Source organism: Comamonas sp. F1-6 (genome assembly GCF_039581415.1).
Classification (GTDB): domain Bacteria; phylum Pseudomonadota; class Gammaproteobacteria; order Burkholderiales; family Burkholderiaceae_C; genus Comamonas; species Comamonas thiooxydans.
Map to the genome: position 1 here is coordinate 1 of NZ_JBCPWN010000043.1, position 14,531 is coordinate 14,531.

At 60.2% G+C, this 14,531-nt stretch carries 13 protein-coding genes; 7 read left to right on the forward strand and 6 right to left on the reverse strand.

Annotation, left to right across the window (positions count from 1 at the left end; all coding sequences use genetic code 11):
- Window positions 1–142: 142 nt before the first annotated feature.
- The 6 genes from lon to AAIL66_RS23835 all read right to left on the reverse strand — a co-directional run bounded on the left by lon (window position 143) and on the right by AAIL66_RS23835 (window position 9,948).
- Window positions 143–2,557 (reverse strand): endopeptidase La, encoded by a 2,415-nt coding sequence (lon, locus tag AAIL66_RS23810; protein ID WP_034360129.1) that lies wholly within the window; start codon window positions 2,555–2,557, stop codon window positions 143–145.
- A 155-nt stretch (window positions 2,558–2,712) separates the two neighbouring features.
- A complete protein-coding gene (gene clpX, locus AAIL66_RS23815; RefSeq protein WP_012837449.1) occupies window positions 2,713–3,975 on the reverse strand; it encodes an ATP-dependent Clp protease ATP-binding subunit ClpX in 1,263 nt (420 codons plus the stop codon).
- Between the two features lie 176 nt (window positions 3,976–4,151).
- Entirely contained in the window at window positions 4,152–4,760 is a 609-nt protein-coding gene (gene clpP / locus AAIL66_RS23820) for an ATP-dependent Clp endopeptidase proteolytic subunit ClpP (RefSeq protein WP_003068910.1), read from the reverse strand.
- 133 nt (window positions 4,761–4,893) lie between these two features.
- A complete protein-coding gene (gene tig / locus AAIL66_RS23825) occupies window positions 4,894–6,204 on the reverse strand; it encodes a trigger factor (protein ID WP_343497921.1) in 1,311 nt (436 codons plus the stop codon).
- An 823-nt stretch (window positions 6,205–7,027) separates the two neighbouring features.
- Complete coding sequence (locus AAIL66_RS23830; RefSeq protein WP_343497922.1) at window positions 7,028–8,059, reverse strand: phage portal protein; 1,032 nt, start codon at window positions 8,057–8,059, stop codon at window positions 7,028–7,030.
- Window positions 8,056–9,948: a terminase family protein gene (locus AAIL66_RS23835; protein WP_043006527.1), complete on the reverse strand. Its 1,893-nt coding sequence runs from the start codon at window positions 9,946–9,948 to the stop codon at window positions 8,056–8,058. Before AAIL66_RS23835 ends, AAIL66_RS23830 begins: the two co-directional genes overlap by 4 nt.
- A gap of 168 nt (window positions 9,949–10,116) precedes the next feature.
- Here AAIL66_RS23835 and AAIL66_RS23840 point away from each other — a divergent pair, with 168 nt between their 5' ends.
- The 7 genes from AAIL66_RS23840 to AAIL66_RS23870 form a co-directional block, all read left to right on the forward strand.
- Window positions 10,117–10,941 (forward strand): GPO family capsid scaffolding protein, encoded by an 825-nt coding sequence (locus tag AAIL66_RS23840; protein WP_343497923.1) that lies wholly within the window; start codon window positions 10,117–10,119, stop codon window positions 10,939–10,941.
- Between the two features lie 40 nt (window positions 10,942–10,981).
- Window positions 10,982–11,995, forward strand: a complete 1,014-nt coding sequence (locus AAIL66_RS23845) for a phage major capsid protein, P2 family (RefSeq protein ID WP_343497924.1) — start codon at window positions 10,982–10,984, stop codon at window positions 11,993–11,995.
- A 68-nt stretch (window positions 11,996–12,063) separates the two neighbouring features.
- Entirely contained in the window at window positions 12,064–12,954 is an 891-nt protein-coding gene (gene gpM / locus AAIL66_RS23850) for a phage terminase small subunit (protein ID WP_343497925.1), read from the forward strand.
- Window positions 12,955–13,068: 114 nt separating this feature from the next.
- Window positions 13,069–13,560, forward strand: a complete 492-nt coding sequence (locus AAIL66_RS23855; RefSeq protein WP_043006535.1) for a head completion/stabilization protein — start codon at window positions 13,069–13,071, stop codon at window positions 13,558–13,560.
- 8 nt (window positions 13,561–13,568) lie between these two features.
- Entirely contained in the window at window positions 13,569–13,775 is a 207-nt protein-coding gene (locus tag AAIL66_RS23860) for a tail protein X (RefSeq protein WP_343497928.1), read from the forward strand.
- 29 nt (window positions 13,776–13,804) lie between these two features.
- Window positions 13,805–14,269: a hypothetical protein gene (locus AAIL66_RS23865; RefSeq protein ID WP_343497926.1), complete on the forward strand. Its 465-nt coding sequence runs from the start codon at window positions 13,805–13,807 to the stop codon at window positions 14,267–14,269.
- Window positions 14,266–14,531, forward strand: a 266-nt coding sequence (locus AAIL66_RS23870) for a glycosyl hydrolase 108 family protein (protein ID WP_343497927.1), incomplete at its 3' end; no start/stop codon positions are given. The genes AAIL66_RS23865 and AAIL66_RS23870, both read left to right, overlap by 4 nt.

A 14,531-nucleotide genomic window follows, 5' to 3' on the forward strand; every position in this document is an offset into this window, starting at 1 on the left:
CAAGGTATCGCTCTACCAACTGAGCTATTCCCGCATATCTACCGAAGCCCAACATTGTACAACGTTGTTTGCTGCGATGGATGAATTGTAGCGCAGTTCTGAGCCCTCCCAGAAAAAACGCCACAATTTTCACAAACAAGCATCAATGCTTGATGGCCGCCTCTACCGGCTTGGCATCGGTGGACGCCACGGCAGCTACAGCTTCCTCAGTCAAAGGATCCGGCACGCGCTCCAGCGCCACCTTGAGAACCTGATCGATCCATTTCACAGGAACGATTTCCAGACCGCTCTTCACATTATCGGGAATGTCCTGCAAATCCTTGGCATTCTCTTCAGGAATGAGCACAGTCTTGATGCCACCACGCAGAGCAGCCAGCAGCTTTTCCTTGAGGCCGCCGATCGCCGTGACTTCACCGCGCAAGGTGATTTCACCGGTCATGGCCACATCAGCTCGCACGGGAATGCCAGTGAGAGCCGAGACAAAAGCTGTCGTCATCGCTGCACCGGCGCTGGGGCCATCCTTGGGCGTAGCGCCGTCAGGCACATGCACATGGATGTCCTTTTTCTCGAAGGCTTCATCCTTGATGCCAAGCAGACGAGCGCGGCTGCGCACCACGGTGCGAGCAGCTTCGACCGACTCCTTCATCACATCGCCCAGAGAGCCTGTGCGCGTAATGACACCCTTGCCTGGCATGGTGGCGGCTTCGATGGTCAGCAGATCGCCGCCGACTTCGGTCCAGGCCAGACCCACAACCTGCCCCACCTGATTGGCATGCTCGGCACGGCCATAGCTGAACTTGCGCACGCCCAGATATTCATTGAGGTTGTCGGCATTCACCTCCACCTTGGGCTGAAGCTTGCCAAGTTGCAAGCCCTTGACCACCTTGCGGCAAATCTTGGACAGCTCGCGCTCAAGCGAACGCACGCCCGCTTCGCGGGTGTAGTAGCGCACGATGTCACGAATCGCGGCTTCGGTCACTTCCAGCTCGCCGTCCTTCACGCCGTTGTTGGTGATCTGCTTGGGCAGCAGATAGCGGATGGCAATATTGGTCTTTTCGTCTTCGGTATAGCCCGACAGACGAATCACCTCCATGCGATCCAGCAAGGCCGAAGGAATGTTCATGGAGTTGGAGGTCGCCACAAACATCACGTCGGACAGGTCGAAGTCGACCTCCACGTAGTGGTCACCAAACTTGTTGTTCTGTTCGGGGTCCAGCACTTCCAGCAGCGCGCTCGAAGGATCGCCACGGAAGTCCATGCCCAGCTTGTCGATTTCGTCCAGCAGGAACAGGGGATTGCGCGTACCGACCTTCTCCAGGCTCTGCAGCACCTTGCCAGGCATGGCGCCGATATAGGTACGGCGGTGACCGCGAATTTCCGCCTCGTCTCGCATGCCGCCCAGCGCCATGCGCACGTACTTGCGACCTGTGGCCTTGGCAATGGACTGACCCAGCGAGGTCTTGCCCACGCCGGGAGGCCCCACCAGACACAGAATGGGCGCCTTGACCTTGTCCACACGCTGCTGCACGGCAAGATACTCGAGAATGCGGTCCTTGACCTTTTCCAGGCCAAAGTGATCTTCGTTCAGCACTTCCTCGGCATTCGCCAGATTGTGCTTGATCTTGGTCTTCTTGCTCCAGGGCAGTCCAGTCAGCACTTCGATGTAGTTGCGCACCACCGAAGCTTCAGCCGACATGGGCGACATCAGCTTGAGCTTCTTGAGCTCGGCCTCAGCCTTTTTGCGAGCATCGGCAGGCATCTTGGCGAGCTTGATCTTTTTCTCGATCTCCTCGATGTCGGCACCATCCTCACCCTCGCCCAGCTCCTTCTGGATGGCCTTGACCTGCTCATTCAGATAGAAGTCGCGCTGATTTTTCTCCATCTGGCGCTTGACGCGACCACGGATGCGCTTGTCGACGTTGAGGATGTCAACCTCGCGCTCGAGTTGCTCGAACAGGTTTTCCAGACGCTCCTTGATGTCCACCAGATCCAGCACCGCCTGCTTGCTCTCGAGCTTGAGAGGCAGGTGCGCCGCAATGGTGTCGGTCAGACGACCGGCATCATCGATGCTGGCGATCGAAGTCAGGATTTCCTGAGGAATTTTCTTGTTGAGTTTGACGTACTGGTCAAACTGCTGGGTCACGGCACGGCGCAACGCTTCGATTTCGCTTTGCTCATGGGCATCGCCTTCGGGCTCCACAGGCGTCACAGATGCCGTGAAGTGAGACTCTTCGTCGGCAACCTGCTTGACCAGCGCGCGCTGCTGGCCTTCCACCAGCACCTTCACGGTGCCGTCGGGCAGCTTGAGCATCTGCAAGATGGTGGAGACACAGCCCACATCAAACATGTCTTCCGCTGCAGGCTCGTCCTTGGAGGCCGTCTTCTGCGCCACCAGCATGATGCGACGGTCGCCTTCCATGGCCAGCTCCAGAGCCTTGATGCTCTTGGCACGCCCCACGAACAGCGGAATCACCATATGCGGAAACACCACTACATCGCGCAGCGGCAGCAGTGGCAGGTCCAGCTCGGTAGAAGGCAAAGGGGTTTGTCCAGACATAGGTATCCTCGGTTTCTCAGCGGAAGATGGTCCGCTTACCGGTGTATTTCAACCCCTGGGGGCAAATTGTTTTTGCCGCCTCAGGGGCATTGCCTTTCAGCCGCAGGCGACAAAGCGATCCCATTGGAGGGCCCGCCTTGCACGCAAGCACAGTATCAGGCCTTTTTGGCCGCTTCGCGGTAAACCAGCAGCGGCTCCTTGCCGTCTTCAATGGTGGCTTCTTCCACCACTACCTTTTCCACATTCTCGGCGGTTGGCAACTCGAACATGGTGCTGATCAGTGCCTGCTCGACGATGGAGCGCAGGCCACGGGCACCGGTCTTGCGAGCCAGGGCCTTGCGGGCAATCGCCTTCAGGGCCGCGGGGCGTATCTCCAACTCCACACCCTCCATGGCCAGCAGCTTGCTGTACTGCTTGACCAGCGCATTCTTGGGCTCGGTCAGGATCTGTACCAGTGCGTCTTCGCTGAGTTCGGCCAGCGCCGTCACCACGGGCATACGCCCAACCAGCTCGGGGATGATGCCGAACTTGATCAGATCCTCAGGCTCGATCTCGAGGAACATCTCCGAGATGGAGCGCTGCTTCTTGCTCTTGACGGTAGCGCCAAAGCCTATGCCCGAAGCCTCGGTGCGGTTCTCGATGACTTTCTCCAGTCCCGCGAACGCGCCGCTGCAGATGAACAGGATATTGGTGGTGTCGATCTGCAGAAAGTCCTGGTTCGGATGCTTGCGTCCACCCTGGGGAGGAATGCTGGCCATCGTGCCTTCGATCAGCTTGAGCAGCGCCTGCTGCACGCCCTCGCCCGATACGTCGCGCGTGATGCTGGGGTTGTCCGACTTCCGGGAGATCTTGTCGATTTCATCGATGTAGACAATGCCACGCTGAGCACGCTCGACGTCGTACTCACAGCTTTGCAGCAGCTTCTGAATGATGTTCTCGACGTCCTCGCCCACATAGCCAGCCTCGGTCAGCGTGGTGGCATCGGCCATCACGAATGGCACATTGAGCTGACGCGCCAGCGTTTGGGCCAGCAAGGTCTTGCCCGAACCCGTGGGACCGATCAGCAAGATATTGCTCTTGCTGAGCTCCACATCGTCCTTGCCTGCCTTGTCCTTGTGATTCAGGCGCTTGTAGTGGTTGTAGACCGCCACGGCCAGCGTGCGCTTGGCCTGCTCCTGACCGATCACATAGTTGTCGAGATTGGCCTTGATTTCGGCGGGCGTAGGCAGATCGCCGCGACCTTCCTTGGCATCGGCGGCAGGCTGTTCGTCGCGAATGATCTCATTGCACAAGTCGATGCACTCGTCGCAGATGAACACGGACGGGCCGGCGATCAGCTTCTTGACCTCGTGCTGGCTTTTGCCGCAGAAGGTGCAATACAAATTCTTTTCGGTGGAAGAGCCTTTTTTATCGGCCATGGGGGCTGTGCCTCGTTACGAAAAAACGAAAATTAATGATAACCAAAGACAAGGCGGCGTAGGCCATCAGGGACAAACGCCGCCGAGCAAGCCCCGGGAGCCAGTCAGCAACTCCCAGGTTTTTCATTGCCAGCACCCGCAATCCCAATCAGACATGGAACTCGGTGCTATGCATTTCAGGAACGCTTGCTGATTACCTGGTCAACCAGGCCGTATTCCTTAGCCTCATCGGCGGAAAGGAAATAGTCGCGCTCGGTGTCGTTCTGAATCTTTTCCAGGGGCTGGCCGGTACGCTCGGCGAGTATTTTGTTCAGGCGCTCGCGGGTCTTGATGATTTCGCGGGCATGAATTTCGATTTCGGTCGCCTGACCACGTGCACCGCCCAGAGGCTGGTGAATCATGACCTGGGCATTGGGCAGTGCATAGCGCTTGCCCTTGGCTCCGGCCGACAGCAGGAAAGCGCCCATGCTCGCCGCCATGCCGGTGCACAGCGTCGAGACATCAGGCTTGATGAAGTTCATGGTGTCAAAAATCGCCATGCCTGCCGTCACGCTGCCGCCGGGGGAGTTGATATAGAAGGAAATGTCCTTGTCAGGATTTTCGCTTTCCAGGAACAACAACTGGGCTACCACCAGGTTGGCGGTCTGGTCGTTAACCTCGCCCACCAGGAAAATCACGCGCTCCTTGAGCAGACGCGAATAAATGTCATAGGAGCGCTCACCGCGACCCGACTGTTCAATGACCATGGGCACCATGCCCAAACCCAATGTATCCAATGCGCTCATGTTTTCTCCAGTGCTATGCGCCTACTGTAGCCGCATTCTGAAAAGAAAATGGGGCTTGCGCGCAAAAGCACAAGCCCCGCAATTCAAGTTATCGGAACTTGCCTAGGGCAAGCACCGATAAAAGGTTCAGCCCTTAGGCCTGACCCATCAGCTCGTCGAAGGAAACGGCCTTGTCGGTGACCTTGGCCTTGGCCAGAACGAAATCGGTGACGTTGTTTTCGATCACAACGGCCTCCACTTCGGCCAGACGGTTGCGGTCGCCGAAGTACCAGCGCACCACGTCTTCGGGCTTCTCGTAGCTGGAAGCCAGCTCTTCGACATGAGCCTTGATCTGCTCGGCAGTGGCTTGCAGGTTGTTGGTCTTGACCAGCTCGGCCACCACCAGGCCCAGACGCACGCGACGCTCGGCTTGGGGCAGGAAGATGTCTTCAGGGATTTCAGCCTTGGCTGCGTCCTTGATGCCGCGCTGTTCCAGTTCGGCGCGCGCGCCTTCCAGCAGACGGCCCACTTCAGCCTGCACGGAAGCCTTGGGCAGATCCAGCTCGGCCACGGACACCAGAGCGTCCATCACGGCTTGCTTGTTGCGGCCTTGAACGCGGAACTTCACTTCGCGCTCCAGGTTCTTCTTGATGTCGTCGCGCAGGGCTTCGACGGAGCCGCCTTCCACGCCCAGGGTCTTGACGAACTCTTCGTTCACTTCGGGCAGGTTGGGAGCTTCCACCTTCTTGACGGTCACCAGGAAGTCGGCAGTCTTGCCGGCCACGTCGGCGCCGTGGTAGTCAGCAGGGAAAGCCAGGGGGAAAGTCTTGGACTCGCCGGCCTTCATGCCGCGGGTTGCGTCTTCGAATTCCTTGAGCATCTGGCCTTCGCCGACCAGGAACTGGAAGTCTTCAGCCTTGCCGCCGGAGAAAGTCTCGCCGTCGATCTTGCCTTCGAAGTCCACGGTCACGCGGTCGCCGTCCACAGCGGCTTCACCGGCAGCGCGCTCGGTGAAGGTGCGACGCTGCTTGCGCAGAATGTCCACGGTCTTGTCAATGGCTGCATCGTCCACGCTGGTGGACAGCTTCTCCACTTCGGCTGCAGTCAGATCGCCGATCTTGACTTCGGGCATGACTTCGAACACAGCATCGAATTGTGCTTCACCTTCGGGAGCGCCTTCCTTCTCGGTGATCTTGGGCTGACCAGCAACGCGCAGATCGGCTTCGTTCACGGCAGCGGCAAAAGCCTCGCCCACCTTGTCGTTCAGCACTTCGTATTGCACGGAGTAGCCATAACGCTGAGCCACAACGCTCATGGGCACCTTGCCAGGACGGAAGCCGTCCATCTTCACGGTGCGTGCCACCTTCTTCAGGCGAGCATCAACTTCAGACTGGATCGCAGACAGGGGCACGCTCAGCGTGATCTTGCGCTCGAGCTTTTCAAGAGTTTCAACGTTAACGGCCATGATTTTTCCTAAGAGGGATGAGGACCGTGCAGATTGCCAAGCAACCCGCACCGTATTGCGCAAAGTCACAGTGCGCGCATACCCAACGACATGCGGCACCACAAATTTCCAGAGCCTGCCCCGGTCATTTGCCCCAGCGTCTGGCGCCAGGCATTTGCTCAAATCAGGAACAGGCGAAGCCGACCATTATAACGAGGCGCCGCGCAGGCTCCGCCATCGCCCTACAGGGGTTTGCCTTAAAAACTGACGCCACGCCTGCAAAGCAGGGCAGGAAAAGAAAAAGCCCGTAACGGCTTGGGGTTACGGGCTTGAGGCAGCAGGGACTGCCAATGTCTGGTGCGCGGAGCCGGACTCGACGCGCATTCAAAATCAACAACTTAGCCATTCGGTGCGGGAACTGTGCGGGCGGCCATCCTACCTACCGAATCCAATCATATCAGGCCGAATGCTGGCGAATCCTGCATACAGGGGAGCAACGCGCGCCAGCGCAGTTGTGGCGGGATAACTTTCTCGTAATTTCCCGTAATTAAAAGCAGCGCCTTAATTACGCTGGGCGCTAATACTGGCTTCATTTCCGGGCAGCCGACCGGCTCGTAATTTGCGACCCACGAAGCGGGCGGGCGCGGCGGGGGCGTCATGGCGCGCCACGGGGTTGAGGGGCGGTGTTTGGCCTCGGCTCAAGGGGGCGCCATCGGACGCCAATAGGCCAAGAAAGGGGCAGGACGGGCCTGTGGGGCGAGAAAATGGAAAGTCCAGGCCAGACGGAGGGCGGGCGCAAAAAAGGGCGCATAGCGCGCCCTGATCGTTTTTAGACTTGAGCGCCCTACTCGGCGCCGGCCCCAGGCTGGTGCGGCTGGAATCTCACCACTTCCGTCCCTGCCCACTCGTTGAAGGATTCAAACAGTCCCTGCAGCGGGACAATCTCATTGCTGATGAAAACGTCCAGCGTTTCACCGGCCTTGCCGAAGCCGCCCGCGTTGCTCGGAATGATGCCCAGCAGCCCAGGCGGCACGCGATGCGCTGCCAGCACATCTTCCTTGCTGGCATTCTTGATGGCGCTGAAATCATCCTTGGCTGCAATCTCGCTGACGGGAATCAACTTGAGGCCTTCGGGCTTGCCGCCTGGGGCATGGACAAACAGGTTACGGAAGTTGCCCGGCCCCTTGGACTTGCGCAGCTGCTCGCGTAGCTTATCCACGTCACCATTGCTCACAGTGCTATCGCTCAGGTACATGATGAAACCGGCATGGCTGCCGTTCTCGTAGTAGCGGCGCCGGAAGATCGTGGCCGACTCATTGAGCAACGCAGACTGCAGCGCGCTCAGATACTCGGGCAGGCCGTACAGCTCTTGATTAATGTCTGGCTCGCGCAGATGGAAGACAGAGCCAAGCACAAACTCATGTTCTTCACGCCAGTTAGGCACATAGAAATAGCGCTGCTCCTGGCCTCGGCGCATGTACCGGCTCAGCGAATGCTCATAGCGCATGGTGCGGCCAGACAATGCGCGGCGGGCTTCGAGGTAGCCATTGCCAAAGACAAGGAAGTCCGTGGACCATGCTTTGAAGGTTTCGCGCGACATCATCGGATGCGGAATAAAGCGGGCCGTCAGCAGATTGCGTTTCAGGTAGATGGCAGAGCTGTGGTGCGGCGATGCACGAAAAGCGCCGGCCAGCCCTTCCAGCGGATAAGGCGGCTCATACCAGCGCCCGTTAAACATTGCCTCTACATAGTCCAGCAGCTGCAGACGGCTGACTGGCTCGGGGTCACCAAAGGTGAAAACCTCGATCTGCTGGCCCTCGGGTTGCGTGCTGGATGCGGTGCGGGCCTGGGCCGTGTGAGCGTGATTCTTCTTCATTCTGAAAATTCCACTGATGAGTTGCCGCCGTGGACATCCCCGGCGAGTGATTCGTTATCCAATGCGTGCATGACCGCCCAGGCCAGATCCGCGTGGCCAATGTCATCAGACCGGCCAGACTGATAGGTGACATGGCGCTGGCTGGGCGTCAGCACCTTCTTGATGGCCATGAACGCGGCGGCCACATCGGTGCAGTCGGCGTCCATTTCCAGGCGCCCCTTGCTGATGACCTGCTTGGCCTTGAGCACCAGCCGCGCCTTGAGCGCCAAGTCGTAGTGATAGGCACGCGCCTGCGGGTAAAACTTGATGACGTTTTGATAGACACCCTGGCCCAAGCCCGTGGTGTCGATACCCATGAACGTCACGTTGTACTGCTGGGTGATGCTGCGGATGTACTCGGCCTGAGCCTCAAAGTCGGCGCCCCGGAACTGTTGGCGATGCAGCAGGCGGAACTTGCCGCCCGGCACCTTGGGCGGAGCAATCACCACCAGGGCCGCCGTGTCGCCAGTAAATGAGGGGTCATAGCCAACCCAGACCGGCTGCCATGCAAATGGGCGCGCGGCAAGAGGTTTGAAGTCGTCGGCCCAGGCCTCCCACGAATCCACCATGCACGCCTGCATCATCTGCAGCGTGAACTGTGAATTGCTATCGTCGATGAATTCGCAGCGGAATAGATTGGCAAATTCGTCGTCCGGGTACTCAGCCAGCAGCTCGGCCAGATCGAACAGATTGCAGCCTAGGCGCAAGGCGTCATCAATCGTGACGATGTGACGGAATCGACCATCTGCACAGCGCAGGCCGTTGGCCAGCGCCTTGTGGCTCAGGTCAATCTGCACATGCTTTTCATGGGCGCGGCCACGGTTGCGGTCTTCGCCGGTCCAGAACGGGTAAGCCTCATGGCTTTTTGCAGACGGGGTGCTGAAATACGTCTTGCGCCAATGCTTATGCGTGGCCATCGCGCTGGCCACCTTGTTGAGTTCCTTGAAATTGCTTGTCCAGAAGAACTCATCAAAATAGAAATCGCCGCTGCGGCCTTGGGCCGTCTTGGCATTCGTGCCCAAAAAATGCAGCTCGGCGCCATTCCACAGCACCATGGGATCGCCGCCCAGGTCCACCCCCACTTCATTGGCAAACGCCACCATGTAATTCTTGAACTGGTGCGCCTGAGCCTTGGATGCGGACAGAAAAATCTGATTGCGCCCTTCTGTTACCGCACGAATCAAGGCCTCTCGGGCAAAGTAGAAGGTTGCACCGATCTGGCGCGACTTGAGCAGAATGCGGGTGCGCTCCTTCTGGGCCTCAAACCATCGGTTTTGATACCCAAAATTTCCCGCGTGGAATATCTCGAGCAGTTGCTCTGTCTGTTCTTCCGTGAACTCGTTGCGCTTGGCCTTGCGCTTGGGTGCAGCATTGCGGCGGGCAATGGCGGGGTTTAGATCACCCTCCTTGCCTGTTTCTTGGTAGCGCTCCACTCGGGCGGTGCGCTCCAGCTGGCGGCCCAGCAGGTCAATTTCCTTGAAGTCAGAGCCAGTCTTGGCGTCCTTCATGATGAGCTGCACCATGCGCAACTCAAGCGCCCCATTCACGCGATCAAGGGGCTTGAACTTGTCCCACTCTTCCGCATCGCGCCAGCCGTAAAGCGTGGTGGCTGGAACGCCCAGCTTTTCCGCTATCAGCTTAGCCCGCCAGCCCTGCCAGTACAGATACCGCGCCACCTGTTTGGGCTGCGAACTATTGGCGGCCACAGCCGCCTGCAGTGCTACGCCTTGCTCATGCGCCTGCGCCAACACCAGGGCGCCAAAGTCGGCGGCCTGCTGCCCTTCGGTAATGCCTGCTTCTCCTGCTGCAAACGGGGAGCCATCGTCCCCTGTGGGTTTCTTTCGTGCCATGCCGGGCAGTTTTCCGCGCGGACGCGAACGAAACCACCTCTCGCATACGTCCACCGCGCCGCCACAACGACACCAGCGTGACGCCGTGAAACCGGGCGGACACCATGAGAACTCACAGCGAACCCACCGCCGGACACCGGCAAACCCATCAGCGAGGCTCATCCACTCATGTCCAAGAAATCCCGCTTCTTCCGCGTCGCCGTCGAAGGCGCCACCTCTGACGGTCGCACCATTGACCGCGACTGGCTGCTGCAGATCGCCAAGCACTACAACCCCAAGGTGTACGGCGCCCGCGTCAACATGGAGCACATCCGTGGCTATGGCCCTAACAGCGACTTCCGCGCCTATGGCGATGTGCTGGCCGTCAAGACCGAAGAGGTGGACATCGGCGGCCAGAAAAAGCTGGCTCTGCTCGCCCAGATCGACGCCACGGACGAACTGGTCGAGCTGAACAAGCGCCGCCAGAAGCTCTACACCTCTATCGAGGTGCGCCCCAGCTTTGCCGATACCGGCGAAGCCTATCTGGTCGGTCTGGCCGTCACCGACAACCCCGCCAGCCTAGGCACCGAAATGCTGGAGTTCGCCGCGAAGAACCCGAACGCCAACCCCTTCAAGCAGCGCAAGGAACAACCCGACGATGTGTTTTCCGTGGCCGAGCCTCTGGCTCTGGAGCTGGAAGACGAAAGCGCCGGCATCGTGGCCAGCTTCAAAGCCAGCATTACCGCCGCCGTGGCCAAGTTCACCGGCAAGGAAGTCACTGATGACGCCCGTTTTGCAGCTGTGGCTGAGGGCTTTGGCGAGCTGGGCGACAACTTCTCCAAGCATGTCCAGGCCGCACAAGCCTCCCAGGCCAAGACCGACCAATCGCTGCAGGCCATGGGCGCAGACATCGACAAGCTCAAGCAGCAATTCGCCAAGCTGGACAACACCGAAGCCCCCAACCGCCGCCCTGTGGCCAGCGGTGGCAACGGCCAGCAACAAGCCGACTACTAAGCCACCCCGCCCCATTCCGTCCCACTTCAAGGAACCTTTCATGCGTAACGACAGCCGCCAAAGCTATAACCAATACCTCGCCCGCGTGGCCCAACTCAACGGCGTCAATGTCTCCGACACAGACAAAGCCTTTGCCGTCGCTCCCAGCATCCAGCAGAAGCTGGAAGATGCGGTACAGGAGTCCAGTGCCTTTCTCACAAAAATCAACATCATTGCCGTGGACGAGCTGCAGGGCGAAAAGCTCGGCCTGTCCCTGTCCGGCCCCATTGCCAGCCGCACCAACACCGCCAACAAGGACCGCCAGACGCGCGACCTGACCGACATCGGCGCACGCGGCTACCAGTGCCAGCAAACCAACTATGACTCGCATCTGGGATACGCCAAGATCGACTCTTGGGCGAAGTTCCCCGACTTCCAGGTCCGTGTGGCACGCATGCTGGCCCAGCGTCAAGCACTGGACCGCATGTGCATCGGCTTCAACGGTGTGGCCGTCGCGCCAGACACCGACATTGCGGCCAACCCCTTGCTGCAGGATGTGAACAAGGGCTGGCTGCAGAAGATGCGTGAAGAAGCGTCCGAGCGCGTCATGCACGAGGGCAAGGTGGCGGGAAAAGTGGTCGTCGGCCCTACTGGCGACTTCAAGAATCTGGACGCCGCGGTCTTTGATGCACGCCAGTTGCTGGACCCCTGGCACCGCAACAACCCCAATCTGGTTTGCATCTTGGGTGCCAAGCTGCTGCACGACAAGTATTTCCCGCTGGTCAACACCACCCAGGCACCCAGCGAAACCCTGGCGGCGGACATCATCATCAGCCAGAAGCGCGTGGGCGGCCTGCAGGCCGTGCAAGTGCCGTTCTTCCCTGAAAACGGCCTGTTCATCACCACGCTGGACAACCTGTCTGTGTACTGGCAGCGCGGTGGCCGTCGCCGCTACATCGTGGAGAACCCCAAGCGCAACCGCGTGGAGGATTACCAGTCCAGCAATGACGCCTACGTGGTGGAAGACGTTGGCCAAGCCGCCGTAGTCGAAAACATCGAAATCGTCGAGGCCTAAGCCCAGCCGGGCCGCCGTCCGTCCGCAACAGGCGGCGGCCTCTCTCCGCAACTACCGGAAAACGCATCATGCAACTCACCCCCGCACAGCGTCACCGCGCCCGCGTGCTGGCTGCGAAGGCCCAGGCCGAAAGTCCGTTCGGCATCGAGGTCCAGGGCAGCGAATACGAGCTGATGATGGCCAAGCTGGCCACCGACAAGCGCACGCTCAAAAACATGGAATCGGTCCAGCTCAAGCGCAAGGCCAAGGCCGCCATGCTGCCGGATTACCTGCCCTGGATCGAGGGCGCATTGGCCAATGGCCAGGGCGCAAAGGATTTTGTTTTCACCACCACCATGGTCTGGGCCATTGACGCCGGAGCTTACGGCTTGGCATTGCGCATGGCCGCCTATGCCGTGCAGCACAACTTGCCCCTGCCTGACCAATACCACCGCAGCACCGCCGCTCTGCTCATGGACGAATTCGCTGGCGCCTACCTGGGCGGCCAATGGAACCCCATCAAGCCAGACCCCAGCGGCATGGTGCCGGACGAAACCCACCCGGCTGAGCACCTGACCGCCGTGGACGGCATCACCCAAAGCATGGACGCCCCAGACCAAGCCCGCGCCAAGCTCTACAAGGCCACCGCTTACGCCATGCTGGGCAAGGTCCAGACCGGCGAAGACCTGCAGCTTGATGACATCCCCCAGGAAACCCTGGGCGGCGTCCAGGCGCTGCTGGCCCAGGCTCTGCAGCTGGACGCGCAAAGCGGCGTCAAAAAGGACATGGAACGCATCGAGCGCAAGCTGCGCGCCCTGGCAGCACCAGCCGAAAAGGCCGCCACAGCGGACGCTACAGAAGCGCCCACGCCTGCGCCTGCGCCTGCAGCAGCACCGGCACCGGCACCGGCACCGGCAGCCGCCACAGCGCAGCGCAAGCGGCCTGCACCCGTCAAGACCGCAGCCAAGGGCAAGCGGTAACCCACCGAGCATGGCCCCCGTGCCGGGCGGCTCGCAGGGCTGCGCGAAGGCTTCGGCCTCTCGCAACGCCCTGCGACCACCGCCCACCGCGATGGCCCCAACCAGTGAAGCACCATGAACATGATTGCCAATGCGCCGCCCATCATCGTGACTGACCCGCCCGGAAAGCCGCCCATTACCGGCGTGCTGGACGCTGGCAGCTTCTGGCCTCACATTGACCTTGCCAAGCTGCGCGACAGCGTGGACGTGGACGGCTCTGTCACTGCCGCCCGCCTCACCCATGCCGCCGCCAACGCCCTGGCCAGCGTCATAAAGGATCTGAGCGAATGGGCAGCCACCCAGACCGCTGCCGGGTTCGCTGCGCTTTCCTCTGTCCCGGCCATTGCCATCAATGGCACAAGCGTCAAAGTGCTGTGCTTTGAGCGTGCTGTCTATGCCTACACCAAGGCCGACCTGATCGAGCGCTATGCCGGCGCAGACGCCACGGGCCGCACCAAGCCCGGCGACGCGCGGCGCGAGCTGCAGGACAGCGATTACCGCGCGGATGCACTAAGCGCTGTGCGCGACATCCTGGGCGTGGCCCGCATGGAATCGGAGCTGATCTAGCCATGTCCATCACCGTCCTGGCGCAGCAGGGAGACACCGTGGACATGCTTTGTCTGCGCCACCTGGGCACCACTGCAGGGGTGACAGAAGCCACCTATGCGTTGAACCCAGGCCTTGCCGCGCTTGGCCCCGTTCTGCCTCTGGGTCGGCGGGTCATCCTGCCCGATCCACCTACCGCCCCCACCGCACCGAAAACCGTTTCCCTGTGGGACTGACACCCAATTCACACCACCAATTCATTGCCATGTCTGAACCCACCTCTGCTGTCGGCACCTTCGCGGGCTACAAGCTCGCCCTCTTCTCCCTGCCGGTGATTGCCAGCCTGATTGCCTTCTGGCTGGGCATGCGTTTCGTGCCGCTTCGCAGCACTGACCCGCGCGGCGACCTGCTCAATCGCGTCCTGGCCTGCTTGGTCAGCGGCTTTTTGCTCGGTGTGCCTGCGCTGGTGCTGCTCATGCAGCATTGGCCGGGCGTCTTTGAGGCTGGGATGCGACTCGCCACCATGGCCGCCGTGCCATCCATTGCGGGCTTTTTCATCATCACCTTCTGCGTGCTGGTGGTCTGCTCCATCCCTGGCCCGTGGATCGTCGCGGGCGTCTTCCTATGGCTCAAGCGCAGCGAAGGCCAGACCATCACTGAAATGGCAGACCAGCTGCGCGAAGACATTGCAGGCCACGGCGCTGCAGCTCGCAAGGGAGGTACGGAATGAGCGCCGTTACCTACATCAATGAATTAATCGAGCGCGAGGGCGGCTACGTCAACGACCCCAAGGACTCGGGCGGCGAAACCAAATTCGGCATCACCGTGGCCACAGCTCGCGCCTATGGCTACACCGGCCCCATGCGTGACCTGCCTCACGCAACAGCGCAAACCATCTACCTGCGCCGCTATTGGGTAGAGCCTAAGTTTCATCTGGTCGATGAGGTTTACCCGGCGCTTGCGGAATGCCTGCTGGACTTCGGCGTCCTGGC